15 protein-coding genes and 2 pseudogenes are annotated in these 24,920 nt (G+C 62.5%); 12 read left to right on the forward strand and 5 right to left on the reverse strand.

What is annotated here, in order from left to right; translation table 11 throughout:
* Positions 1-244: 244 nt before the first annotated feature.
* The 7 genes from putA (at position 245) to trxC (ending at position 12,382) form a co-directional block, all read left to right on the forward strand.
* Positions 245-4,198 carry a trifunctional transcriptional regulator/proline dehydrogenase/L-glutamate gamma-semialdehyde dehydrogenase gene (putA, locus tag BLV18_RS19115; protein ID WP_090360931.1) on the forward strand — a complete coding sequence of 1,318 codons (3,954 nt, stop codon included), beginning with the start codon at positions 245-247 and terminating at the stop codon, positions 4,196-4,198.
* Positions 4,199-4,406: 208 nt separating this feature from the next.
* Positions 4,407-6,149 carry a potassium/proton antiporter gene (locus tag BLV18_RS19120; RefSeq protein WP_056844638.1) on the forward strand — a complete coding sequence of 581 codons (1,743 nt, stop codon included), beginning with the start codon at positions 4,407-4,409 and terminating at the stop codon, positions 6,147-6,149.
* A gap of 38 nt (positions 6,150-6,187) precedes the next feature.
* The gene (gene mscK, locus BLV18_RS19125; protein WP_090360934.1) at positions 6,188-9,568 is read left to right on the forward strand and encodes a mechanosensitive channel MscK; all 3,381 of its coding nucleotides are present in this window, start codon (positions 6,188-6,190) and stop codon (positions 9,566-9,568) included.
* A gap of 26 nt (positions 9,569-9,594) precedes the next feature.
* Entirely contained in the window at positions 9,595-11,040 is a 1,446-nt protein-coding gene (gene selO, locus BLV18_RS19130; protein ID WP_090360937.1) for a protein adenylyltransferase SelO, read from the forward strand.
* Between the two features lie 226 nt (positions 11,041-11,266).
* A complete protein-coding gene (locus tag BLV18_RS22795) occupies positions 11,267-11,473 on the forward strand; it encodes a type II toxin-antitoxin system HicA family toxin (protein ID WP_208598869.1) in 207 nt (68 codons plus the stop codon).
* Entirely contained in the window at positions 11,470-11,814 is a 345-nt protein-coding gene (locus tag BLV18_RS19140; RefSeq protein ID WP_090360940.1) for a type II toxin-antitoxin system HicB family antitoxin, read from the forward strand. The genes BLV18_RS22795 and BLV18_RS19140 overlap by 4 nt, the downstream gene beginning before the upstream one ends.
* A 124-nt stretch (positions 11,815-11,938) precedes the next feature.
* Positions 11,939-12,382, forward strand: coding sequence for a thioredoxin TrxC (gene trxC, locus BLV18_RS19145; protein ID WP_090360943.1), 444 nt, complete (start codon positions 11,939-11,941; stop codon positions 12,380-12,382).
* A gap of 563 nt (positions 12,383-12,945) precedes the next feature.
* Here trxC and BLV18_RS19150 read toward each other — a convergent pair.
* The gene (locus BLV18_RS19150; RefSeq protein WP_090360946.1) at positions 12,946-13,716 is read right to left on the reverse strand and encodes a ParA family protein; all 771 of its coding nucleotides are present in this window, start codon (positions 13,714-13,716) and stop codon (positions 12,946-12,948) included.
* Positions 13,717-13,903: 187 nt separating this feature from the next.
* Between BLV18_RS19150 and BLV18_RS19155 the strand changes: the two genes are divergently transcribed.
* A complete protein-coding gene (locus BLV18_RS19155; RefSeq protein ID WP_090360949.1) occupies positions 13,904-15,172 on the forward strand; it encodes an MFS transporter in 1,269 nt (422 codons plus the stop codon).
* 142 nt (positions 15,173-15,314) lie between these two features.
* Here the strand turns inward: BLV18_RS19155 and hemE are convergent, their stop codons facing one another.
* The 3 genes from hemE to BLV18_RS19170 all read right to left on the reverse strand — a co-directional run bounded on the left by hemE (position 15,315) and on the right by BLV18_RS19170 (position 17,006).
* A complete protein-coding gene (gene hemE / locus BLV18_RS19160) occupies positions 15,315-16,379 on the reverse strand; it encodes a uroporphyrinogen decarboxylase (protein WP_049861374.1) in 1,065 nt (354 codons plus the stop codon).
* A gap of 112 nt (positions 16,380-16,491) precedes the next feature.
* Entirely contained in the window at positions 16,492-16,785 is a 294-nt protein-coding gene (locus BLV18_RS19165) for a cell division protein ZapA (protein ID WP_043192387.1), read from the reverse strand.
* Positions 16,782-17,006, reverse strand: coding sequence for a hypothetical protein (locus BLV18_RS19170; RefSeq protein ID WP_090360952.1), 225 nt, complete (start codon positions 17,004-17,006; stop codon positions 16,782-16,784). Before BLV18_RS19170 ends, BLV18_RS19165 begins: the two co-directional genes overlap by 4 nt.
* Before the next feature lie 308 nt (positions 17,007-17,314).
* On the opposite strand from BLV18_RS19170, the pseudogene BLV18_RS22800 reads away from it, so the two are divergent.
* Positions 17,315-17,971, forward strand: a pseudogene (locus BLV18_RS22800) (MCP four helix bundle domain-containing protein); the annotation flags it as partial.
* 303 nt (positions 17,972-18,274) lie between these two features.
* Positions 18,275-18,874 (forward strand): annotated as a pseudogene (locus BLV18_RS22805) (methyl-accepting chemotaxis protein); the annotation flags it as partial.
* Positions 18,875-18,994: 120 nt separating this feature from the next.
* Here the strand turns inward: BLV18_RS22805 and gbcB are convergent.
* Complete coding sequence (gene gbcB, locus BLV18_RS19180; RefSeq protein ID WP_090360957.1) at positions 18,995-20,095, reverse strand: glycine betaine monooxygenase reductase subunit; 1,101 nt, start codon at positions 20,093-20,095, stop codon at positions 18,995-18,997.
* A gap of 286 nt (positions 20,096-20,381) precedes the next feature.
* Between gbcB and gbcA the strand changes: the two genes are divergently transcribed.
* Both gbcA and BLV18_RS19195 read left to right on the forward strand, forming a co-directional pair.
* The gene (gene gbcA, locus BLV18_RS19190; RefSeq protein ID WP_049861378.1) at positions 20,382-21,677 is read left to right on the forward strand and encodes a glycine betaine monooxygenase oxygenase subunit; all 1,296 of its coding nucleotides are present in this window, start codon (positions 20,382-20,384) and stop codon (positions 21,675-21,677) included.
* A gap of 286 nt (positions 21,678-21,963) precedes the next feature.
* A complete protein-coding gene (locus tag BLV18_RS19195) occupies positions 21,964-24,846 on the forward strand; it encodes an RHS repeat domain-containing protein (RefSeq protein WP_167375961.1) in 2,883 nt (960 codons plus the stop codon).
* Positions 24,847-24,920 lie beyond the last annotated feature (74 nt).

The raw sequence follows: 24,920 nt of genomic DNA on the forward strand, positions 1-24,920 counted from the left end.
AGTTGCACCTTTGGAAACATCTGGACAAACACCCCGCATGTGCTTCCTTTCGGAGCATTTGCCTGTTTACGGCTACACATCTGCACCGGGTTTGTGCAGATTCAACCCATGCAAAAAGATTTTCCGTCGAGCGGTGCAACTTTCATCGAGATCGAGGTTGCACCTGGTTGCACCCGGCAAAGCGCACGGCTAATCTTGCCGCCGGCTTTATTGCCACGCACCGTGGCCCTGATGAGGACAAGAAATGGCAACCACCACCCTGGGCGTCAAACTGGACGACCCGACCCGCGAACGCCTCAAGGCTTGCGCGCAGTCCATCGACCGTACGCCGCACTGGTTGATCAAGCAGGCGATCTTCAACTACCTGGAGAAGCTGGAAGGTGGCGCGACGCTGAGCGAGCTGACCAGTGCCGGGGTGAGTGGCAATGACGATGCGGGCGACATCCAGCCCGACCATGCCCATCAGTGCTTCCTCGAATTCGCCGAAAGCATCCTGCCGCAGTCGGTACTGCGCGCCGCGATCACTGGCGCCTATCGTCGCCCCGAGCCTGAAGTGGTGCCGATGCTGCTGGAGCAGGCACGCCTGCCGGCCGACATGGCCGATGCCACCAACAAGCTGGCGGCGCGCATCGCCGAGAAGCTGCGCAACCAGAAAAGCGCGGGCGGTCGTGCCGGGATCGTTCAGGGCCTGCTGCAGGAATTCTCGCTCAGCTCCCAGGAAGGCGTGGCCTTGATGTGCCTGGCCGAAGCACTGCTGCGCATCCCCGACAAGGGCACCCGCGATGCGTTGATCCGCGACAAGATCAGCACCGGCAACTGGCACCCGCACCTGGGCAACAGCCCGTCGCTGTTCGTCAACGCCGCGACCTGGGGCCTGCTGCTGACCGGCAAGCTGGTGTCCACGCACAATGAATCAGGCCTGTCGTCGTCGCTCAGCCGCATCATCGGCAAGAGCGGCGAGCCGATGATTCGCAAGGGCGTCGACATGGCCATGCGCCTGATGGGCGAGCAGTTCGTCACCGGCGAAACCATCGGCGAGGCCCTGGCCAACGCCAGCAAATTCGAGAGCAAGGGTTTCCGCTACTCTTACGACATGCTGGGCGAGGCGGCGCTGACCGAGCACGACGCACAGAAATACCTGGCCTCCTACGAGCAGGCGATCCACTCGATCGGCAAGGCTTCCCACGGCCGCGGTATCTATGAAGGTCCCGGCATCTCGATCAAGCTGTCGGCGCTGCATCCGCGCTACAGCCGGGCCCAGTACGAGCGCGTAATGGAAGAGCTGTACCCGCGCCTGCTGTCGCTGACCCTGCTGGCCAAGCAATACGACATCGGCCTGAACATCGACGCCGAGGAGGCCGACCGCCTGGAGCTGTCGCTGGACCTGCTCGAACGCCTGTGCTTCGAGCCGCAGCTGACCGGCTGGAACGGTATCGGCTTCGTCATCCAGGCCTACCAGAAGCGCTGCCCGTACGTGATCGACTACGTCATCGACCTGGCTCGTCGCAGCCGTCATCGCCTGATGATCCGCCTGGTGAAAGGCGCCTACTGGGACAGCGAGATCAAGCGCGCCCAGGTCGAGGGCCTGGAAGGCTACCCGGTGTACACCCGCAAGGTGTACACCGACGTGTCCTATGTGGCCTGCGCGCGCAAGCTGCTGTCGGTGCCGGAAGTCATCTACCCGCAGTTCGCGACCCACAACGCCCATACCCTGGCCGCCATCTACCACATTGCCGGTCAGAACTATTACCCCGGCCAGTACGAATTCCAGTGCCTGCACGGCATGGGCGAACCGCTGTACGAGCAGGTCGTGGGCAAGGTCGCCGACGGCAAGCTGAACCGCCCGTGCCGTGTGTACGCACCGGTCGGCACCCATGAAACGCTGCTGGCCTACCTGGTTCGTCGCTTGCTGGAGAACGGCGCCAACACCTCGTTCGTCAACCGTATCGCCGATCAGTCCATCTCCATTCAGGAGCTGGTTGCCGACCCGGTGGCCACCATCGAGCGGATGGCGACCCAGGAAGGCCAGTTCGGCTTGCCGCACCCGCGCATCCCCCTGCCGCGCGATCTGTACGGCAGCGACCGGGCCAACTCGGCCGGCATCGACATGGCCAACGAACATCGCCTCGCATCGCTGTCGTCCGCCCTGCTGGCCACGGCTCACAACGACTGGAAAGCCCTGCCGCTGCTGGGCTGCGAGGCCAGCAACGAACCGGCCCAGCCGGTGCTGAACCCGTCCGACCTGCGCGACGTGGTCGGCCATGTCCAGGAGGCTACGGTCACCGACGTCGACAACGCCATTCAGTGTGCGCTGATCAACGGCCCGATCTGGCAGGCCACCCCGCCGGCCGAGCGTGCCGCCGTGCTGGAGCGTGCCGCGGATCTGATGGAAGCCGAGATCCAGCCGCTGATGGGCCTGCTCGCCCGCGAGGCCGGCAAGACCTTCGCCAACGCCATTGCCGAGGTGCGTGAAGCCGTGGACTTCCTGCGCTACTACGCGGTGCAGGCGCGCAATGACTTCAACAACGACGCCCATCGCCCATTGGGGCCGGTGGTGTGCATCAGCCCGTGGAACTTCCCGCTGGCGATCTTCACCGGTCAGGTGGCTGCGGCGCTGGCCGCAGGCAACCCGGTGCTGGCCAAACCTGCGGAGCAAACCCCGTTGGTGGCCGCTCAGGCCGTGCGCCTGCTGCTCGATGCCGGCATTCCGGAGGGCGTGCTGCAACTGCTGCCGGGCCGCGGTGAAACCGTCGGCGCACGGCTGGTGGGCGATGAGCGGGTCAAAGGCGTGATGTTCACCGGCTCCACCGAGGTGGCGCGGCTGCTGCAGCGGAATATTGCCGGACGTCTGGATGCGCAAGGGCGTCCGATTCCATTGATCGCCGAAACCGGTGGCCAGAACGCGATGATCGTCGATTCCTCGGCGCTGACCGAACAGGTGGTGATCGATGTGGTGTCCTCGGCATTCGACTCCGCCGGCCAGCGTTGCTCGGCCCTGCGCGTGCTCTGCCTGCAGGAAGATTCCGCTGACCGTGTGATCGAGATGCTCAAGGGCGCCATGGCCGAAGCACGCCTGGGCAACCCCGAGCGTCTGAGCGTGGACATCGGCCCGGTGATCGACGCCGAGGCCAAGGCCGGTATCGAGAAACACATCCAGGGGATGCGCGACAAAGGCCGTGACGTCTACCAGATGGCCATTGCCGACAGCGCCGAGATCAAGCGCGGCACCTTCGTCATGCCGACCCTGATCGAACTGGAAAGCTTCGATGAGCTGCAACGCGAGATCTTCGGTCCCGTGCTGCACGTGGTGCGCTACAAGCGTCGCGATCTGGATCAGTTGATCGCTCAGATCAACGCTTCCGGCTATGGCCTGACCCTGGGCGTGCACACGCGCATCGACGAGACCATCGCCAAGGTGATCGATAACGTCCATGCCGGCAACGTCTACGTCAACCGCAACATCGTCGGTGCTGTGGTGGGTGTGCAGCCGTTCGGCGGCGAAGGCTTGTCGGGTACCGGTCCCAAGGCCGGTGGTCCGCTGTACCTGTACCGCCTGCTGTCGACCCGACCCAACGATGCCATCGCGCAGTCTTTCCAGCGCAGCGACGCCGGGATCGCTCCGGATGTGCGCCTGCGCGATGCCCTGGGCAAGCCGTTGCAGGCGCTGCAAGCCTGGGCCGCGAGCACTCAGCAGGCCGAGCTGGCACAACTGTGCGGCGAATTTGCCATTCAGTCGCAGAGCGGCGTGACCCGTCTGCTCGATGGCCCGACCGGTGAACGCAACAGCTACACCATCCTGCCGCGCGAGCACGTGCTGTGCCTGGCCGAGGTGGAAGCCGACCTGCTGGTGCAACTGGCGGCGGTGATGGCCGTGGGCTCCAGCGCAGTGCTGCCGGACAATGCCTTGAGCAAGGCCGTGCGCGCCCGTCTGCCCAAGGAAGTCCAGGCACGGGTCAAGCTGGTACCGGAGTGGAACAAGGACGAAGTGCTGTTCGACGCAGTGCTGCATCACGGTGATTCCGATCAGCTGCGTGCGGTCTGCGAGCAAGTCGCCAAACGCGGTGGTGCCATCGTCGGCGTGCACGGCCTGTCCCAGGGTGAAACCGGGATCTGCCTGGAGCGTCTGGTGATCGAGCGGGCACTGAGCGTGAACACCGCTGCGGCCGGCGGCAACGCCAGCTTGATGAGCATCGGCTGATGCTGACCGATTGAAGCTGATCGGTTCGACACAACGGGCGCCTCAGGGCGCCCGTTGTGTTTGTGGACCGCGGACCCTGCGCGCTTGCCTGCGACGTATGGGCGGCGCCGGGCAAATCCTTTGACATACATGCGTTTACACGGGTTAGAATCCGTTGGCACGAGGCCTGCATGTTGCCGGTTCTGCCACTGCTTACGGAGTACTGCCCTTGGACGCCACCTTCATCAACAGCCTGTTCTTGATCGGCGCGTTGCTGGTGGGTGCAAGTATTCTGGTCAGTTCGCTGTCCTCGCGCCTGGGCATTCCCATTCTGGTGATCATCCTCGCCGTCGGCATGGCCGCCGGTGTGGATGGTGGCGGCATCATCTTCAACAACTACCCGACGGCCTACCTGGTCGGCAACTTGGCGCTGGCAGTGATTTTGCTCGACGGCGGCTTGCGCACACGGGTTTCAAGTTTTCGCGTGGCGTTGTGGCCGGCGCTGTCGCTGGCCACGGTCGGGGTGCTGATCACCACCGCGCTGACCGGCGCAGTGGCGGCCTGGCTGTTCGACCTGAGCATGATCCAAGGGCTGTTGATCGGCGCCATCGTCGGCTCCACCGACGCCGCGGCGGTGTTCTCGCTGCTGGGTGGCAAGGGCCTGAACGAGCGGGTGACCGCAACGCTCGAAATCGAATCGGGCAGCAACGATCCCATGGCGGTGTTCCTCACCGTGACCCTGATCGACATGATCGCCAGCGGCCAGACCGGCTTGCATTGGGGCCTGCTGGGCCACCTGCTGCGCGAGTTCGGCATCGGCGGCGTCATCGGCTTGGGTGGCGGCTGGGTCATGCTGCAACTGGTCAACCGCATCAACCTGGCCACCGGCCTGTACCCGATCCTGGTGGTGGCGGGCGGGCTGCTGGTGTTCGCCTTGACCAACGCCCTGCACGGCAGCGGCTTCCTCGCCGTCTACCTGTGCGGTCTGGTCATGGGCAACAAACCGATCCGTAGCCGCCACGGCATTCTGCACATGCTCGACGGCATGGCCTGGCTGGCACAGATCGGCATGTTCCTGGTATTGGGCCTGCTGGTCACGCCCCACGACCTGCTGCCCATCGCCCTGCCCGCCCTCGCCTTGGCGCTGTGGATGATCCTGGTCGCGCGGCCGTTGTCGGTGATGGTCGGGTTGCTGCCGTTCAAGGCCTTCCATGGCCGAGAAAAGGCATTCATCTCCTGGGTCGGACTGCGCGGCGCGGTACCGATCATTCTGGCGGTGTTCCCATTGATGGCCGGGCTGCCGGATGCGCAGCTGTTCTTCAACCTGGCCTTCTTCATCGTGCTGGTGTCGCTGCTGGTGCAAGGCACCAGCCTGCCGTGGGTGGCCAAGCTGCTCAAGGTCACCGTGCCGCCGGACCCGGCACCGATCTCCCGCTCGGCCCTCGAAGTGCACATCACCAGCGAGTGGGAGCTGTTCGTCTATCGCCTGGGCGCGGAAAAATGGTGCATCGGCGCCGCCCTGCGCGAACTGAAGATGCCCGAAGGCACGCGCATCGCCGCGTTGTTTCGCGGTCAGCAACTGCTCCACCCGTCGGGCAGTACCGTGCTGGAAGTGGATGACCTGCTGTGCGTGATCGGCCATGAACACAACCTGCCCGCCCTGGGCAAACTGTTCAGCCGCGCGCCGCAACGTGGTCTGGACCTGCGCTTCTTCGGCGACTTCGTGCTCGAAGGCGATGCCGAACTGGGCGCCGTTTCGGCACTCTACGGCCTCAAGCTCGACGGTCTCGACCCGCAGATGCCGCTCAGCCGCTTCATCATGCAACGGGTCGGCGGCGCACCCATCGTCGGCGACCACGTGGAGTGGAACGGCACGCTGTGGACCGTCGCGGTCATGGACGGGAACCGGATCATGAAAGTGGGCGTCAAATTCCCCGAAGGAAGTCGTCCAGCGCCTGGGCTCTTCCTCTAAACTGCCCATCTCTCTTCGAGCTGTACGACTCTTAACCTATGCGCAATTTTCTTTCCGCAGCCCTGCTGGGGCTGTGCATGGTTGTCGCCAGCGTTCAGGCTGCCGACCCGCTGAACCGCGAAACGGTGCAGCAGAACCTCGACAAGATCGCCGAACGCAAGCTGCCAGAAGCCGACCAGAAGGCTCTGCAGCAAGTGTTCGAGCAGACCCTGGGCCTGATCGGCAACCAGGAAGACAACGAACGCAAGCTGGCTGATCTCAAGCAGCAACTCACCGATGCCCCCAAGCAGACCCTGGAGGCGCAGCGCGAGCTGAGCCGCCTCAAGAGCACGCCGGTCATCCCGGTGACTCAGCGCTACGCGACCTTGAGTGTGCCGCAGCTGGAGCAGATCTTCAGCGAGCGCACCACCGAACAGGGTGAGCTGCAAAAGGCGCTGTCCGATGCCAACAGCCTGATCATTACCGCGCAGACCCGCCCGGAACGCGCGCAGACCGAGATCAGCGCCAGCCAGAACCGCATCCAGCAGATCAACGGCATCCTCAAGCTGGGCAAGAACGACGGCAAGGCGCTGACGGCCGACACTCGCAACCAGCTGGTGGCCGAACAGGCCTCCATCGGCGCCTTGATCAACCTGCGCCGCCAGGAACTGGCCGGCAACAGCACCCTGCAGGACCTGGGTAATGCCCGGCACGATCTGGTGCTGGAGAAAACCACTCGGCTGGATCAGGAAATCCAGGACCTGCAGACGCTGATCAATCAGAAGCGTCTGGCGCAGTCCCAGGAAACGGTGACCAAGCAATCGCTGGAAGCACAGAAGGCCGGTGGCAGCAGCGTGCTGGCCACTGAAAGTGCGACCAACGTCAAACTGTCCGACTACCTCCTGCGCAGCACCGACCGCCTCAACGAGCTGACCCAGCAGAACCTCAAGACCCGCCAGCAGCTCGACAGCGTGACCCAGAGCGACCAGGCCCTGGATGAGCAGATCAGCGTGCTCAAGGGCAGCCTGCTGCTCTCCAAGATTCTCTACAAGCAGAAGCAGGCCCTGCCCCACCTGAAGGTCGACCGCGACCTGGCCGATGAGATCGCCGACATCCGTTTGTACCAGTTCGAAGTCAACCAACAGCGGGAAGCCATCAGCAATCCGGCAGCCTATGTGGATAACTTGCTGGCCAATCAGGCGCAGGACCAGAACACGCCGCAGTTGCGCAAAAGCCTGCTGGAGCTGGCGGTCACCCGCAGCGACCTGCTCGAACGGCTGAACCGAGAACTGAGCGCACTGCTCAACGAATCGATCACCCTGCAGCTCAACCAGAAACAGCTGCTCAGCACCGCCCAAAGCCTGCGTGCCACGCTGGACGAGCAGATGTTCTGGATCCCCAGCAACAAGCCGCTGGATGACGAGTGGTTCAAGGCGGTGCCGCGACGCCTGGAAAACCAGGTCACCACCCTGCCCTGGGCGTCCAGCGTGAGCGAACTGACCGACGGCCTGGTGCAGCGACCCTTGCTGTTCCTGCCGCTGCTGCTGGTGATTGGCCTGCTGCAATGGAAGCGCGCGTTTCTCTACCAGAAACTCAATGCGGTGCATCAGGACATCGGCCACTTCAAGCGCGACCGCCAATGGCATACGCCTGCCGCTATCCTGATCAACATTCTGCTGGCCATGCCTATGGCCCTGGGCCTGGCCCTGTGCGGCTATGCCCTGTTGATCGATGCCCGCGGGCAGAATGCCGGGTTGGGCGCGGCCATGTTGCAGATCGCTCAGGCGTGGCTGGTGTTCTATACCGCTTACCGCATCCTCGCCCCCGGCGGCGTTGCCGAGCTGCATTTCCGCTGGGAGCGGGCGCAGGTGGCCTTTCTGCAAGGCTGGGTGCGCCGCCTGGGCTTCGTCGTGCTGGCACTGGTTTCGGTGGTGGCGGTGGCCGAACTGCAACCCTCGGCGCTGGCCGATGACGTGCTCGGCATCGCCGTGGTGCTTACCTGTTATGCATTGATGGCCTGGTTGCTGGGACGGTTGTTGATCAGCAGCCCGACGCACAAGAGCGCTTCACTGTTCCGCCGCGCCATCGGTCTGCTGTTCACCGCGTTGCCGATCGCGCTGTTCGTCGCAGTCTGCTTCGGCTACTACTACACCGCGCTCAAGCTCACCGACCGGCTGATCGACACCCTGTACCTGCTGATGATCTGGCTGGTCATCGAAGCCGCGTTCGTGCGAGGGCTGAGCGTCGCCGCCCGGCGACTGGCCTACCAACGGGCGCTGGCCAAGCGACAGCTGGCCAAGGACAGCGGCGAAGGCGAACCGGTGGCCGAAGAGCCGACCCTGGACATCGAACAGGTCAACCAGCAATCCCTGCGTCTGGTGCGCCTGGCCTTGCTGGCCGGTTTCATCGGCGCGCTGTATTGGGTCTGGAGCGATCTGATCAGCGTGTTCGCCTACCTGGACAACATCACCCTGTACGAATACACCAGCGGTACCGGCGCCGCCATGAGCATGGTGCCGATCAGCCTGAGCGACTTCATCGGGGCGGCCATGATCATCGGCATCACCATCGTGCTGGCCGGCAACCTGCCGGGGCTGCTGGAAGTGTTGGTGCTGTCCAAGCTGAACCTGGCCCAAGGCAGCGCCTACGCCACCACTACCTTGCTGTCCTACGTGATTGCCGGTGTCGGTTTCGTATCGACGCTGTCGACCCTGGGGGTGAGCTGGGACAAGCTGCAATGGCTGGTCGCGGCCTTGTCGCTGGGCATCGGTTTCGGCATGCAGGAGATTTTCGCCAACTTCATCTCCGGCATCATGATCCTGTTCGAGCGTCCGGTGCGTATCGGTGACACCATCACCATCGGCAACCTGTCGGGCACGGTGAGCAAGATCCGTATCCGCGCGACCACCATCACCGATTTCGATCGCAAGGACATCATCGTCCCCAACAAGACCTTCATCACCGGGCAACTGATCAACTGGTCGCTGACCGACACCATCACCCGGGTGACCTTGAAGCTGGGCGTGGACTACGGCTCGGACCTGGACCTGGTGCGGACCCTGCTGCTCAAAGCGGCACGGGACAATCCACGGGTGCTCAAGGAACCGGAGCCGCTGGTGTATTTCCTCAACTTCGGCGAGAGCACCCTGGACCACGAACTGCGCATGCACGTGCGTGACCTGGGCGACCGCAACCCGGTGCTGGATGAAATCAACCGGTTCATCAACAAGGAATTCAAGCGCCAGAACATCAACATTTCGTTCCGGCAGATGGAGATCTACCTGAAGAACACCACCGGCAAAGAGTACAAGCTGGTGCCCGCCGAGCCAGGCGAGAGCACCGGCACCCTGCAGCCGGCCGCCACGCCTGCACAGGCGGAGCCGCCGAGCACGCCTCGGGTCGTCGACGCACCCCAGCCGCCCCCCTCGAAACTTGACTGAGCGCACTACGCCCACGGAGAACGCACATGAAAGGCCTCGACGAACTGATTTTCGACAACCGCTTCGCCCGCCTGGGCGACGTCTTTTCCACTCACGTTCTGCCGGAGCCCATCGACAACCCACGGCTGGTGGTGGCCAGCGATGCAGCCATGAGTCTGCTGGACCTGGACCCTGCGTGTGCCCAGACGCCGCTGTTCGCCGAGCTGTTCAGCGGTCATAAGCTGTGGAGCGAAACCGAGCCGCGGGCAATGATCTATTCGGGTCATCAGTTCGGCGGCTATACCCCTCAGTTGGGCGACGGCCGCGGCGTACTGCTCGGCGAGGTGTACAACGACGCCGGCGAACACTGGGACCTGCATCTCAAGGGCGCCGGGCCCACGCCCTACTCGCGCCGAGGCGATGGCCGCGCGGTGCTGCGCTCTTCGATTCGCGAGTTCCTGGCTTCCGAAGCCTTGCATGCGTTGGGCATTCCCAGCAGCCGCGCCCTGTGCGTGATCGCGTCGGACACCCCGGTATGGCGTGAAAAGCAGGAACGCGCCGCCATGCTCCTGCGCCTTGCGCCGAGCCACGTGCGTTTCGGTCATTTCGAATACTTCTACTACACCCGCCAATCCGAACTGCAGAAACAGTTGGTCGACCATGTGCTGGCGGCGCATTTTCCCGGCTGCGCGACCCAGCCTGAGCCCTACCTGGACATGTTCCGCGAGATCGTCGAGCGCAACGCCGAGCTGATCGCGCAATGGCAGGCCTACGGCTTCTGTCACGGGGTGATGAACACCGACAACATGTCGATTCTGGGCATTACCTTCGACTTCGGACCGTTCGCCTTCCTGGATGACTTCGACGCGAACTTCATCTGCAACCACTCCGACCATGAAGGCCGCTACAGCTTCAGCAACCAGGTGCCGGTGGCGCACTGGAACCTGAGCGCCCTGGCTCAGTCGTTGACACCCTTGATCGCGGTCCCGGCGTTGCAGGAAGCATTGGGGCTGTTCCTGCCACTGTACGAGGCTGCCTATCTGGACATCATGCGGCGGCGACTGGGCTTCACCCTGGCCGAAGACGGCGACAAGCTGCTGGTCGAACGTCTGCTGGGCTTGATGCAGAACAGTGGCGTGGATTACAACCTGTTCTTCCGGCGCCTGGGCGAAGCCGGCGCGCTGTCCGAACTGCGCGATGACTTCGTCGACATCCAGAGCTTCGATACCTGGGCGGCCGATTATCAGGCGCGTATGGATCGTGATGTGAGCGACGGTCGTACCGAGCGCATGAATCAGGTCAATCCGTTGTACATTCTGCGCAATTACCTGGCGCAAAAAGCCATCGATGCCGCCGAAGACGGCGACTACTCCGAGGTGCGGCGGCTGCATCAGGTGCTCTCGAATCCGTTCGAGGCGCAACCGGGCATGGAGCGCTACGCGGAACGGCCACCGGAGTGGGGCAAGCATCTGGAGATCAGTTGTTCGTCGTGAGGGGTGGCTGACTCTCTATCATCAACGGCATGCATCGGACACCGCCTACATCGCTTTCAAGCCTGTCCAACTGTCGTTTCGTTGCAACCAGCCCATCATCGTGTGCCCCGAAACCCATGTCTGAAGCGGTACCTTTTTTTGGTACCATTTTAGAGTACGGAGCGCTACGATGAACCCTTCGAAGCTCAAACACATTGACGTGCTTGATGCGATCTAAGCTCGCCCTGTGTCAGGAACGATCCGCTGGTCACGCATCGAGCGATTGTTCATCGAATTAGGTGGCAAGGTGCAAGAGCGAGAAGGCTCCCGAGTGGCGGTAGTCCTTTTCGGGACCGTGCGGGTGTTCGATCGCCCTCATCCGTCCCCGGAAACCGACAAGGCCGCAGTGGCGAGCATCCGCAATTGGCTGGCAGTCAACGGAATCGAACCATGAACAACATCATGATCATCGACGGCCATCGGGCCGTCATCCAGTACGACCCGGAAGTCGGGACTTTTCGCGGGGAGTTCATCAATCTGAATGGCGGTGCGGACTTTCACGCCGACAGCGTCAGCGCATTGAAGACCGAAGGCGCCGAGTCGCTGCGAGTATTTCTGCAAGTGTGTGCTGAGGAAGGGATCGAGCCTGTCAAATGCTACTCAGGGAAGTTTCAGCTCCGGCTGCCTGAGACGCTGCATGCCCAGGTCACTGAAGCAGCAGCTGCGCTGGGCGTCAGCATCAATCAGTTCGTGCAGCGCAGCCTTGAGCATGAACTCAAGGCGGTGATGCCATGATTGACTCGTGCGCTATTGAGCAGTGGCATGGTCGATCGAACCTTCAGTCTTACAAGCCCCACTTGGGTGCAGCTCGACGAAACGCCACCCCATACCCGATTCACCTGTGCAACCGGAGCCCGGCATGAGCGACTCACTGGTAATCCCCTGCCCGCATTGCAACGGGCTCAACCGCATTCCTGCTTCGCGCCTCAAAGACCAGCCCAAGTGCGGGCGGTGCAAGGCGGCGGTGTTGCTCGATACACCCTTCGAGCTGACTCAAGGCGACTATGCCAGCCAGATCAAAGGCGACCTGCCATTGCTGGTGGACGTCTGGGCCGACTGGTGCGGACCGTGCAAGTCCTTCGCACCGGTATTCGAACAGGCGGCTAAGCAACTGCAGGGCCAATGCCGACTGGCCAAGCTGGACAGCCAGGCCAACCCGCAGTTGTCCACGCAATTGGGCATTCGTTCGATACCGAGCTTGATCCTGTTCAAGAATGGCCGGGAAGTCGCGCGGCAGAGCGGTGCAATGCCGCTGCCCCAGTTAGTGGGATGGCTACGCGCCCAAGGCATAGTTGATCGGTAGGAACCTGAAGAATCGCATAGCGGCCCTGACGCGGCTTGCGCCGCTGCTACAGGGATCGCGGTGTTTCTGTAGCAGCGGCGCGAGCCGCGTCGGCGGTGCATGCGGTGTACCTGGAAGGCCGCGTTGAGGCCGGACGCGGCTTGCACCGCTGCTACAGGGGATCGCAGTGTTTCTGTAGCAGCGGCGCGAGCCGCGTCGGCGGTGCATGCGGTGTACCTGGAGGACCGCGTTGAGGCCGGACGCGGCTTGCGCCGCTGCTACAGGGGCTCGCGGTGTTTCTGTAGCAGCGGCGCGAGCCGCGTCGGCGGTGCATGCGGTGTACCTGGAGGACCGCGTTGAGGCCGGACGCGGCTTGCACCGCTGCTACAGGGGATCGCGGTGTTTCTGTAGCAGCGGCGCGAGCCGCGTCGGCGGTGCATGCGGTGCATCTGGAGGACCGCGTTGAGGCCGGACGCGGCTTGCGCCGCTGCTACAGGGATCGCGGTGTTTCTGTAGCAGCGGCGCGAGCCGCGTCGGCGAGCGGTGCGGTGGGTCAGGCGGAGTGCGTTAGGCTCGGCGCAGATTCAGACTTTTTCGAGCAGGTCGTGCAACTCGACGAATTGCTGGGTCAGCTTGTGACGCGGATCCAGGTGGATCAGCGGGGTGTTCAGCTCATGGGACTCGCGCATCTTGACCGAGCTGTTCAGGTAAACCGGCAGCACGGGCAAGCCCTCCGCGATGAGTTCGTCGAGCATCTGCTGAGGCAGGCTGGCGCGAGGTTGGAACTGGTTCACCACAATGCCCTCCACTTCCAGGCCTTCGTTGTGGTCTTCTTTCAACTCTGCGATCTCTTCGAGCAGACCGTATAGCGCATGTCGGGAAAAGCTGTCGCAGTCGAAGGGAATCAACACACGGTCCGCTGCGATCAAGGCCGACACGGCATAGAAATTCAACGCCGGTGGCGTGTCGATATAGATCCGGTCGTAATCCTCACTGAGCTCGTCCAGCAATTTGCGCAGCTTGTTGATCTTGTGCTTGGCTTCGAGTTTTGGCTGCAAGTCGGCCAGTTCTGCGGAAGACGTGACCACATGCAGGTTGTCATAGGGCGTCTCGTGGATATCCACCTTGCCTTTCTTGCTGGCCGGTCCGGACGACAGGATCTGCTTGAAGAAATCCGCGATGCCCATCGGAATATCGTTACCGGTCAACCCGGTAAGATATTGGGTGGAGTTGGCCTGGGCATCGAGGTCGATCAATAACGTGCGAAAGCCCTCGTTGGCACTCACGGCCGCCAGGTTGCAGGCAATGCTGGATTTGCCCACGCCGCCTTTCTGATTGAACACCACGCGCCGCATCGATACCCCTCCATGACAGGCAAAGCCTCGAGTGTAGTGACCAGAATATTACAGTTGCTAGCGCGCCGGGATGTTCGTTCTCGGATTTTTCCTACAATCTGCTGCAACGAGCGCGCGGGGTGTTGGCAGGAATCATTAGCCAGCTATATAGTTTTCCTACTCCTGCCGCCCCAATCTCGAGGTCACCGTGAAGACTGCTGTCGCGCCTCCTGCGCAAGCTGTTGATACCCCTCATCCAAACGCCGAATCCTTCAACGAGCAGTACATCGAAAAAGGCACCCCGCAGTTCCTGCGGACCGTCCTCGCCTTGTTCAGCGGCGGCTTCGCCACCTTTGCCCTGCTGTATTGCGTGCAACCGATGATGCCGATCCTGTCCCACGAGTTCGGCATCAACGCCGCCCAGAGCAGCCTGGTGCTGTCGGTGGCGACCGGGATGCTGGCCATCGGGTTGTTGATCACCGGGCCGATCTCCGACAGCATCGGCCGCAAGCCGGTCATGGTCGCGGCCCTGTTCTGCGCTGCGGCATGCACGATCGGTAGCGCCTTGATGCCGAGCTGGGACGGCGTCCTGCTGTTGCGCGCCCTCACCGGGCTTAGCCTAAGTGGCCTCGCGGCGGTGGCCATGACCTACCTGAGCGAAGAGATACACCCCCAGCACATCGGCCTGGCCATGGGTTTGTACATTGGCGGCAATGCCATCGGTGGCATGAGCGGACGCTTGATCACCGGCGTGCTGATCGACTTCGTCAGCTGGCACACCGCTCTGCTGGTGGTGGGCGGGCTGGCACTGGTTGCAGCAGCGGTGTTCGTGAAAATCCTTCCCGAATCGCGCAACTTCCGCGCACGCAGGATGAATCCGCGCGGTTTGATCGAAGGCTTCACCATGCACTTCAAGGACGCCGGCCTGCCGTGGTTGTTCCTCGAAGCGTTCCTGTTGATGGGCAGCTTCGTCACCCTGTTCAACTACATCGGCTACCGCCTGCTGGCCGAGCCCTACAACATGAGCCAGGCGCTGGTGGGGTTGCTGTCGGTGGTGTACCTGGCCGGCATCTACAGCTCGGCGCAGGTCGGTTCACTGGCCGACAAGCACGGGCGGCGCAAGGTGTTCTGGATGAGCATCGTGCTGATGTTCGCCGGGTTGCTGGTGACCTTGTTCAGCCCGGTGCCAGTGATCCTGCTGGGGATGCTGATGTTCACCTTCGGCTTTTTCGGCGCGCATTCGGTGGCCAGCAGCTGGATCGGCCGCCGGGCGTTGACGGCCAAGGGGCAGGCGTCTTCGTTGTATCTGTTCAGTTATTACGCAGGATCGAGCGTCGCCGGGACGGCGGGGGGCATGGCCTGGCATTACGGCGGCTGGACGGGGGTGGGCGGGTTTATCGCGGGGTTGTTGACGGTGGCGTTGGTGGTGGCGGCGAAGTTGGCGAAGTTGCAGCCGGTGGGGATGTCGAAGCTCTAGAGCGGAGGCAACGCGTCAGGCCTCGACGCGGGCCGTCCGGATGCACCGCGTACACCGCCGACGCGGCTTGCGCCGCTGCTACAGGGGCGGGTGTTGCTGTAGCAGCGGTGCAAGCCGCGTCAGGAGTCGACACGGCAGGATGTCAACCGTGGTATTGCGCCGAAAACTCGTGCACGGCTCTGATGAAGGCACCGGCGTGCTCTGGATCCACTTCCGGCGTGATGCCGTGGCCGAGGTTGAACACATGGCCGGTGCCCTGGCCATAACTGGCAAGGATCCGTGCCACTTCGGCGCGGATCGCTTCGGGCTTGGCGTACAGCACGGTGGGGTCCATGTTGCCTTGCAGTGCGACCTTGTGACCCACGCGGCGGCGGGCTTCGCCGATGTCGCAGGTCCAGTCCAGACCCAACGCGTCGGCGCCGGCGTCGGCAATGCTTTCCAACCACAGGCCGCCGTTCTTGGTGAACAGAATGACCGGCACCTTGCGCCCCTCGTGCTCGCGGATCAGGCCGCTGACGATCTTGCGCATGTAGGCCAGGGAGAACTCCTGATACGCCGCCGCGGACAGGTTGCCGCCCCAGGTATCGAAGATCTGCACCGCCTGGGCGCCAGCCAGGATCTGGCCGTTGAGGTAGCTGGTGACCGACTGCGCGAGCTTGTCCAGCAGCAGGTGCATGGCCTGGGGCTGGTCGTAGAGCATGGCCTTGGTCTTGCGGAAGTCCTTGGACGAGCCGCCTTCGACCATATAGGTGGCCAGGGTCCAGGGGCTGCCGGAGAAGCCGATCAGCGGCACCCGGCCGTTGAGTTCGCGGCGGATGGTGCTGACCGCGTCCATGACGTAGCCCAGATCCTGCTGCGCGTCGGGGATCGGCAACGCTTCGATGTCGGCCAGGGTGCTGACGACTTTCTTGAAGCGCGGGCCTTCGCCGGTTTCGAAATACAGACCCTGGCCCATGGCATCGGGGATGGTAAGGATGTCGGAGAACAGGATGGCGGCGTCGAGCGGGTAACGCTCCAGTGGCTGCATCGTGACCTCGCAGGCGAACGACGGGTTCTTGCACAGGCTCATGAAGTCGCCGGCCTTGGCCCGGCTGGCGCGGTACTCGGGCAGGTAGCGACCGGCCTGGCGCATCATCCACACCGGGGTGACGTCGACGGGTTGCTTGAGCAGGGCACGCAGGAAGCGGTCGTTCTTGAGGGCAGTCATGTCAACATCCGGCAGAAAAGTGGGGGGATTTTCGCAGAGCGCAGGGCAACACGCTACCCGCGAGGGGTGGGCGGCGGACCCCAGGGGAGGACCGCCCTGCTGCCTGGGTGGATCAGTTTCCAGTGTCGCTGCAACGGCTGACCAAGGCATCGATCCGGCTTTTGCACTGGTCCATGGCCTGGGCATGGCCCTGGCTCAGTTCGACCTGGCGCTGGCACAGGTTCAACGCGGCCAGCACCAGCAGACGGTCGCCGACCAATGTCGGGTGACTGCGTTTGGTCTGTGCCAAGGTGCGTTCGAGCATGCCGAACGCCTGACGCAGCGCCTGCTGTTCGCCGGGCGGCGCTTTCACTGAATATTCGTTGCCCAGAATCGAGAAGACCTCGACCCCGTCGTCAAGGTTCATACCGCTGCCGCGGCAGCGCGCTCGACCAGAGCCTGAATGCGCGCAGTGGTCGCGCCCTGCTTCTCTTCATGTTCCAGCAGGTTGAGCTGCAACGTGTCATTGTCATCCTTGGCCTGAGCCAGCTCGCCGGCCAGTTGTGCATTGCGTTCGGCCAGTTCCCGGTTGTGCTTCACCAGCTCGTTTACCAGGCTTTCCAGTTGATTCAGAGACGCTTCCAACATTAGCTATTTCCAACACTTTTTCAGGGGGCGCGAACGATAAAGAAAAAATCTCGCTCGGGCCAGCTTTGATAGGACCTCGATGGACCTACCGATCGTCATTCGGTTCGTCCCGTTCATCGGTCTTCATGGGTCTGGCCATTTGCAATGACGCCAGCCCCTCAAGACTTTTCACGTTCGACCGATAAGCAGCGATGCTCCTTTCTGTGTCGCACGGACCGCGCCCTACCCTTCGGTATCCCTACATGTCTCTACGCAACATGAACATTGCTTCGCGTGCTTTGCTCGGCTTCTCGCTCATTGGCCTGCTGATGATCGTGCTCGGGGTGTTTTCCCTGAACCAGATGGGTCATATCCGTGCCGCCGGCCAGAACATCGAGAACAATACCGTCCCCAGCATCAGCAGCCTCAACGACCTGACCCAGCTGACCCTGCGTCTGCGCGTGCTGTCGTACCGCCTGCTGTTGAATCGCGAAGCCGATACCCAGCAGAAGACCGTGCAGCTGTTCGATCAGCGCAACCAACAGATCAACCAGGCGCAGGCACGCTACGAGAAAATGATCTCCAGTGCAGAGGAACAGGCGGCGTACGACGACTACACCCGCCTGCTGGGCCAGTACCGTCAGCTTGAGACGCGCATGAAGAATTTTTCGGCGAACGACCAGGTGGATGAACTGCGCGCAATGCTCAACAGCGACATGCTGAGCAACTCGGAGCAGGTCAATGCCGCGCTGGACAAGCTGGTCAAGATCAACAACGCGCAGACCCGCGAGATCAACCAGCAAGCCGATGACGAATACCGTTCGGCGCTCAGTTGGGTGGTAGGCATGCTGATCGTGGCCACGCTGCTGACATTTCTGTCCGCCTGGCTGCTGACCCGCAGCATCGTCAAGCCGATCGACCAAGCGCTGGTCGCCGCCGAGGCCATCGCCGAGGGCAATCTGACCCAGCCGATCCACGCAGAGGGACGCGACGAAGCCGCGCGCCTGCTGTTGGCCATGCAGAAGATGCAGGGCAAGCTGCGCGACACTCTGCAACGCATTTCCGGTTCGGCCACGCAACTGGCCTCTGCCGCCGAGGAGCTCAACAGCGTGACCGACGAGGGCGCTCGCGGCTTGACTCAGCAGAACAACGAGATCGAACAGGCCGCCACAGCGGTCAACGAGATGACCAGTGCGGTCGAAGAGGTGGCTCGCAATGCCGTGAGCACTTCCGAGGCTTCCCGGGACGCCACGACGTCGGCCAGCGATGGCCGTGATCTGGTCATGGAAACGGTCAGTGCCATCGAGCGCATGAGTGGCGACGTGCAGAGCACGGCCGAGCTGATCGGCCATCTGGCCGCCGAATCGCGGGATATCGGCAAGGTGCTGGACGTGATTCGTGGCCTGGCTGACCAGACCAACCTGCTGGCGCTCAACGCTGCCATCGAGGCGGCACGCGCTGGTGAGGCCGGCCGCGGCTTTGCCGTGGTGGCCGACGAGGTGCGTGCACTGGCCCATCGCACCCAGCAGTCGACCAGCGAGATCGAACGCATGATCGGCAGCATCCAGGGGGGCACCGAGCAGGCGGTGGATTCGATGCGCAACAGCACCGAACGCGCCGAGTCGACCCTCAACATCGCCAAGGGCGCCGGCATGGCGCTGGAGACGATCAATGGCGCCATCGTGCAGATCAACGAGCGCAACCTGGTAATCGCCAGCGCCGCCGAAGAACAGGCGCAAGTGGCACGCGAGGTGGATCGCAATCTGGTGAACATCCGCGACCTGTCGGTGCAGACCGCCGCAGGGTCGGCGCAGACCACGGCCGCCAGCGGCGAGCTGGCGCGCCTGGCGGTGGACCTGAACGCGATGGTGGCGCGCTTCAAGGTGTGACCCCTGGGCGCCTGGAAGCGGCTCGCGCCGCTGCTACAGAAGCGCCGCGATCCCCTGTAGCAGCGGTGCAAGCCGCGTCCGGCCTCGACGCGGTGGTTCAGGTACCCCGTAGAGCACGTCTCAAAACTCGATCCGCACATCCCCCTTCGGCACGCTGCAGCAGGACAGGATGTAGCCCTCGGCTTCGTCATCCTCGGTGATGCCGCCGTTGTGCTCCATCTCCACTTCGCCGCCCAGCTTCAACACCTTGCAGGTGCCGCAAATGCCCATGCCGCACGCCTTGGGGATCATCATGCCGAGCTTGGACGCCGCCGCGTGCACGGTTTCGCCCGGTGCCACGCGAATGCTCTTGCCGCTGGCGGTGAACTCCACCAGGTGCAGTTCGGAAACGTCTACCTCCGGCGCATCGGCCGCCTGCTCGGCCTGTTCCACGGCGTCGGCGCGCGCCTCCGGGGGCGTGGCGCCGAACGATTCCTCGTGGTAGCGGGTCATGTCGAAACCGGCGGATTCCAGCAAGCGCTTGACCGCGTTCATGTACGGGGTCGGCCCGCAGCAATACACCTCGCGCTCCATGAAGTCGGGCGCGATCAGTTCCAGCAGCTTGTGGTTCAGGTAGCCACGATAGCCCGACCAAGGTTCGCCCAGCCCGTGCTTCTCGCAGATGATGTGCAGGCTGAAATTGTCGACCCGCGAAGCCATGTGCTCCAGCTCGCGGTGATAGATGATGTCCTTGGGCGAGCGCGCGCTATGCACAAAGACCATGTCGACGTTGGCATTGGTGTCGTAGAACCAGCGCGCCATCGACATCACCGGCGTGATACCCACCCCGCCGCTGAGGTAGAGGATCTTCGGCGCTGGAAAATCGATCGCGTTGAACAACCCAACCGGCCCGTGCACCGCCAGCTCCTGACCTTCGTGCAGGGTGTCGTGCAACCAGTTCGACACCCGCCCGCCCGGCACCCGCTTGATGGTGATGGAAAAGCTGTACGGCACCGACGGCGCGCTGGAAATCGTGTACGAGCGCATCACCGGCTCGCCTTCGATTTCCAGCTCCAGGGTCACGAACTGGCCCGGCTTGAAGAAGAACAGAATGGGTTGGTCGGCCATGAAGCAGAAGGTGCGCACGTCCCAGGTTTCCTGGATCACCTTGACGCAACGAACGATGTGGCGCCCATTGGCCCAGGTCTGGGTATTGACGGGCATCAGGAAGGGGTTGGACATGCTGTTCTCCAAGGTCGATTACCGACGGTGCGTGCAGCGATTCTGCGGGCGCGCTGCCCCTGCCACATTCCCATCCGCGACATCCACATGCTTATGGCGACCAGGCCCATGCTGCCTAGCCTGCAGCGTCGGGAATGGATTTGGCCATGTCGCCCATGGATAAGGTTACCAGCGCGCCGAGTCGCACACTCCACCGCATCTGAACGCAGTTTCAGCCGCCTTGCGTCGACAACCGTAACCGCCACTTTTTTCGCGGCCACACTGCATGGCCATGAGGATCAACACGATGGATGCCACCACTACCCTGAGCCTGGGCGATCCACTGGAACCCGCACGCAAGGCCACCGCCCAGATGCTGCAGGAGCGCGAGCGTACCTTCTCGCTGCCGCAGCCGTTCTATAACGACGAGCGCCTGTTCCAGATCGACATGCAGGAGATCTTCAACAAGGAATGGCTGATCGCCGGCATGACGTGCGAAATCCCGGCCAAGGGTAACTACCTGACCCTGCAGATTGGCAGCAATCCGATCATCCTGGTGCGTGGTGCCGAAGGGGTGGTGCATGCCTTTCACAACGTCTGCCGCCATCGCGGTTCGCGGCTGTGCACCAAGGAAAAGGGCAAGGTCGCCAAGCTGGTCTGCCATTACCACCAATGGACCTATGAACTGGATGGCCGCCTGCTGTTCGCTGGCACCGAGATGGGCGCCGATTTCGACATGAAGCAGTACGGCCTCAAGCCCGTGCACGTGAAGACGTCCGGCGGCTACATCTTCATCAGCCTGGCCGAGAACCCGCCTGCGATCGACAACTTCCTCAGTACGCTGAACCATTACATGGAACCGTACGACATGGAAAACACCAAGGTCGCGGTGCAGACCGATCTGCTGGAAAAGGCCAACTGGAAGCTGGTGCTGGAGAACAACCGCGAGTGCTACCACTGCGGCGGCTCCCACCCCGAACTGCTCAAGACCCTGCTGGAATGGGACGACGTCACCGATCCACGCGCCGACCAGGCCTTCAAGGACCACGTGGCTGCTTCGGCCGCTGCCTGGGATGCCGAGAAGATCCCCTACGCCCACGCCAGCCACGGCCTGCGCAACCGCATCGTGCGCATGCCGCTGCTCAAGGGCACGCTGTCGATGACGATGGACGGCCAGGTCGGCTGCAAGAAACTGATGGGCCGCATCAAGAACCCGGACCTGGGCTCGATGCGCATCCTGCACTTGCCGCACTCCTGGAACCACTGCATGGGTGACCACATCATCGTCTTCACGGTGTGGCCGATCAGCGCCCAGGAAACCCTGGTCACCACCAAATGGCTGGTACACAAGGATGCCGTGGAAGGCGTGGACTACGACGTCGCCCGCATGCGCCAGGTGTGGGACGCCACCAACGACCAGGACCGGCGCCTGGCCGAGGAAAACCAGCGCGGCATCAACTCCACCGCCTACCAGCCAGGCCCGTATTCGAAAACCTACGAGTTCGGCGTGGTGAACTTCATCGACTGGTACAGCGAGCGCCTGCTGAGCAATTTGGGGGCGGAGCCTGCGGCCTATCTCAAGGGTGTGGCTGTGCACGAGTGACCCATGGCTGCGGCAAAAGCTGCGTCAGTGGCTGAAGCACCGGGCGTAACTGCAGCTGCAGCTGTGCGAAAGGTCTATACCATCGGTGTTCATGGCTGGGGGCTGATCGATCGGAGATAAAGAGGGAAATCTATCCGATCAAGGCAGGCCCCCTATGTCGCCTCACCCTCGTTTATCCGAGCAACTGACCATCCACAGTCGCACGCCAGCACTGGCGGTTTGCGACCCTCGAGGTTTAGCCGTTCGCAGTATTGGCTACTATCGCCAACAAGCCGGCACCCCGGCAGTGCCTCGTATCAATGCCCAGTGGCATGACCACGCCGGGCGTCCCGTCGCTCAATGGGATCCGCGCCTGTTCGCGCAGTTCTGCGCCGGCAACAGCGAGACACCCAACCAACGCACGACTTTCAGCCTTTCCGGCGCCACCTTGCGGCAGCACAATGTCGATTCGGGCTGGAAGATCATGCTGCATGAGCCCCAAGGGATGCCTATCTCTACGTGGGACAGTCGCGGGATTGCGACTCACTGCCACTACGATGATGTTGCGCGCCTGGTGGCCACGGTCAAATGCACCGCTGACGGCCAGCTACGCACCGCGCAGCGGGTCAGCTACGCCGCAGCGAATGCCGAGCAGGCTTCACGCAATCTATGCGGCGCCATTTACCGACACGATGACGACGCCGGTACCGTATTCACTGAAGCGCTGGATATCCAGGGCCAGACCATCAGCACTACCCGCCACTATCTGGCCGGCGAGGTCGCTGCCGATTGGCCGCAAGCCCACAGCGAACGCGACGCCTTGCTGGAATCTGGTGCTGGCTATCAAAGCACGTACCTGCATGATGCAACCGGCCAACTGCTGAGCCATGCCGATGCCCTGGGTAATGTCCAGCAGTTCGGTCATGACGTCAGCGGAGCACAGAACGCCGCCGGTCTGGTCACTGCCCAAGGCACGGAGCACGAATTACTACGAGCCACGGTACGCGATGCAGCTGACCGGGTGGTGTCGCAGACGACGGGCAACGGGGTCATTAGCCGCAATGAATATGATCCCATCGACCTGAGATTGCGACGCTCGGTCTCCAGGCGAGCCGATAACACGGTGCTGCAGGACCTGCATTACCTGTACGACCCCATTGGCAACGTCACCCAGATAAGCGATGAGGCCCAACCGGTCCGGTATTTCGCCAATCGGCGTACCGAGCCAACCAACCTGTACCGCTATGACTCCTTCTACCAACTGATCGAAGCCCGCGGCCGCGAAGCGGCCAACACCGGCGGCGACGGGCCGCTGCTACCTCCTCTACTGGCCCTGCCCCAGGATGCTTCGCTGCTGCTCAACTACACGCAACACCTGAGTTACGACGAAGCCGGCAACCTGGTCGAGCTTCGACACGTGAACGGCCAACGCAATCGGACCCAACGTATGGCTGTGGCACGCGCCAACAATCGGTCTTTGGCAGAGCGTAATGGGCAACTGCCCGACGAGACCCAATTGGCTGCCGCGTTCGACCGCAACGGCAATGCCCACGCATTGGAGGCAGGTCAGGCGTTGGCCTGGGACGAGTACAACCAGTTGCACGAGGTGGCGACCGTGCGCCGAGATGACGGGCAGAACGACTACGAGCGCTACTGCTATGACGTTTCCGGCGCTCGGGTGCGCAAGCAGTCCACAGCCCTGCAAAGCCGCGGCTCGCGCGTGTGCGAAGTGCGCTATCTACCTGGCCTGGAAATCCGTACCGATAGCCGCAGCGGCGAACAGCTGCACGTGATCATCGCCCAGGCCGGCAGTAGCGCCGTAAGAATGCTGCATTGGGCAGAGGGCAAACCTGAGGCATTGCCCAACGACCAACTGCGCTACAACCTGGGCAACCATCTAGGTTCGTGCACCCTGGAGGTCGACAAGGATGGGCATCTGCTCAGCCGTGAAGAGTATTACCCATTCGGCGGCACGGCCTGCTGGGCCGGGCGCAGCGCCTTGGAAGCCAAGTACAAGACCGTGCGTTACTCGGGCAAGGAGCGCGATGCCAGCGGCCTTTACTATTACGGCCTGCGCTACTACGCACCTTGGCTGATGCGCTGGATCAACCCCGACCCAGGCGGCGACATCGATGGTTTGAATCTGTATGCCATGGTGGGTAACAACCCGGTCTCCATGGTCGACAGCGACGGCCGAGCCAAGACCCGCTTCGACACGCTCGATGACATGATCGCTGCAGGCCCGACTGCTGAGTATCTGGAGGGTCAGCCCAGTTGGGGGCGGGGCTCGAAGGAGGAGCAGGCGCGAAAATACAACAACTGGAAAGGTCACTGCAAAACGTGGTTCAACCGCGCCAGGGACTCACGAGCACGGGTACTGCTAGCGTCGTTCGAAATCACCCATACTCGCAGCGCTGCAGTCATCCAGGCATTGAAAAACATGGAAAGCAACAGTGAGCTGGCCAAGTCGGTAGCCCTGCGCGGGGCAACGATTGCCGTCTCTAACTTGGCGTCCACAGGCGTGGGGGCGGCTACAGGTGCCGTAGTCGGAACTATGGTAATGCCCGGTCCTGGCACCATGGTCGGGACAGGCATCGGCATGGTGGTCGGCAAGCTGGCGAGTGTTGCCGCCGAAAAAGGCATGGAACATGCGGGGAACCATGCAACGCTGGATCTGCATACCGGAAGCCTGGGAGCGTCATCGATCGTCCACGATGGCAAGATCCGCAAGAACGGCTTCTTCGGCAAGGCGTACAGCAAATTCCGCGGTTTTGTACCGGACAACAAGAAGAACGGCGTAAACCTTGCGACCGAAGCCTTCAAAACCGTCGGTTCCAAAGCTTTGGGCCCCTACGGCATCCTGCTCAAGTTAGGCGTGGACGGAGGTAAGGCGGCCCTTGAAATCGTCAAGACACAGCAAGAAAAGGATCCGACCAAACTGGACCGTCTGGAAGCAGATCCAGACAAAACCTTTGCCATGCTGTACGAACGCACACTTCGTGTGGCGAAAATGTACGGCGCCAGCGAAGCGGATGACCCGCTGCCCGGACTCAATGAAACCTTATCAAGAACCATGACATTGGGTGATCTTGCTGCCAAGTTCGGTGCGGCGGTCGATAGCCTGCAAGAGGCCGGCGCAGCGGTAGCAGCGTTCCGCCAACGTCATCCAGACAAGACGCAGGCAGCTTGATTCGGACATACCCGAAAAGCCCTGGATTGCTGGAGGAAACATCCAGACACTGTGGAACATTTCACCCACAGGCT

The sequence above is a fragment of the Pseudomonas coleopterorum genome (genome assembly GCF_900105555.1).
Taxonomy (GTDB): domain Bacteria; phylum Pseudomonadota; class Gammaproteobacteria; order Pseudomonadales; family Pseudomonadaceae; genus Aquipseudomonas; species Aquipseudomonas coleopterorum.

Bases quoted from the DNA above. Each gene is read 5' to 3' on its own strand.
- gbcA (WP_049861378.1), top strand. From the start codon at position 20,382: ATGGATGCCACCACTACCCTGAGCCTGGGCGATCCACTGGAACCCGCA.
- putA (WP_090360931.1), top strand. From the start codon at position 245: ATGGCAACCACCACCCTGGGCGTCAAACTGGACGACCCGACCCGCGAA.
- mscK (WP_090360934.1), top strand. From the start codon at position 6,188: ATGCGCAATTTTCTTTCCGCAGCCCTGCTGGGGCTGTGCATGGTTGTC.
- gbcB (WP_090360957.1), bottom strand. From the start codon at position 20,095: ATGTCCAACCCCTTCCTGATGCCCGTCAATACCCAGACCTGGGCCAAT.
- hemE (WP_049861374.1), bottom strand. From the start codon at position 16,379: ATGACTGCCCTCAAGAACGACCGCTTCCTGCGTGCCCTGCTCAAGCAA.
- BLV18_RS19170 (WP_090360952.1), bottom strand. From the start codon at position 17,006: ATGTTGGAAGCGTCTCTGAATCAACTGGAAAGCCTGGTAAACGAGCTG.
- selO (WP_090360937.1), top strand. From the start codon at position 9,595: ATGAAAGGCCTCGACGAACTGATTTTCGACAACCGCTTCGCCCGCCTG.
- BLV18_RS19165 (WP_043192387.1), bottom strand. From the start codon at position 16,785: ATGAACCTTGACGACGGGGTCGAGGTCTTCTCGATTCTGGGCAACGAA.
- BLV18_RS19140 (WP_090360940.1), top strand. From the start codon at position 11,470: ATGAACAACATCATGATCATCGACGGCCATCGGGCCGTCATCCAGTAC.
- trxC (WP_090360943.1), top strand. From the start codon at position 11,939: ATGAGCGACTCACTGGTAATCCCCTGCCCGCATTGCAACGGGCTCAAC.
- BLV18_RS19150 (WP_090360946.1), bottom strand. From the start codon at position 13,716: ATGCGGCGCGTGGTGTTCAATCAGAAAGGCGGCGTGGGCAAATCCAGC.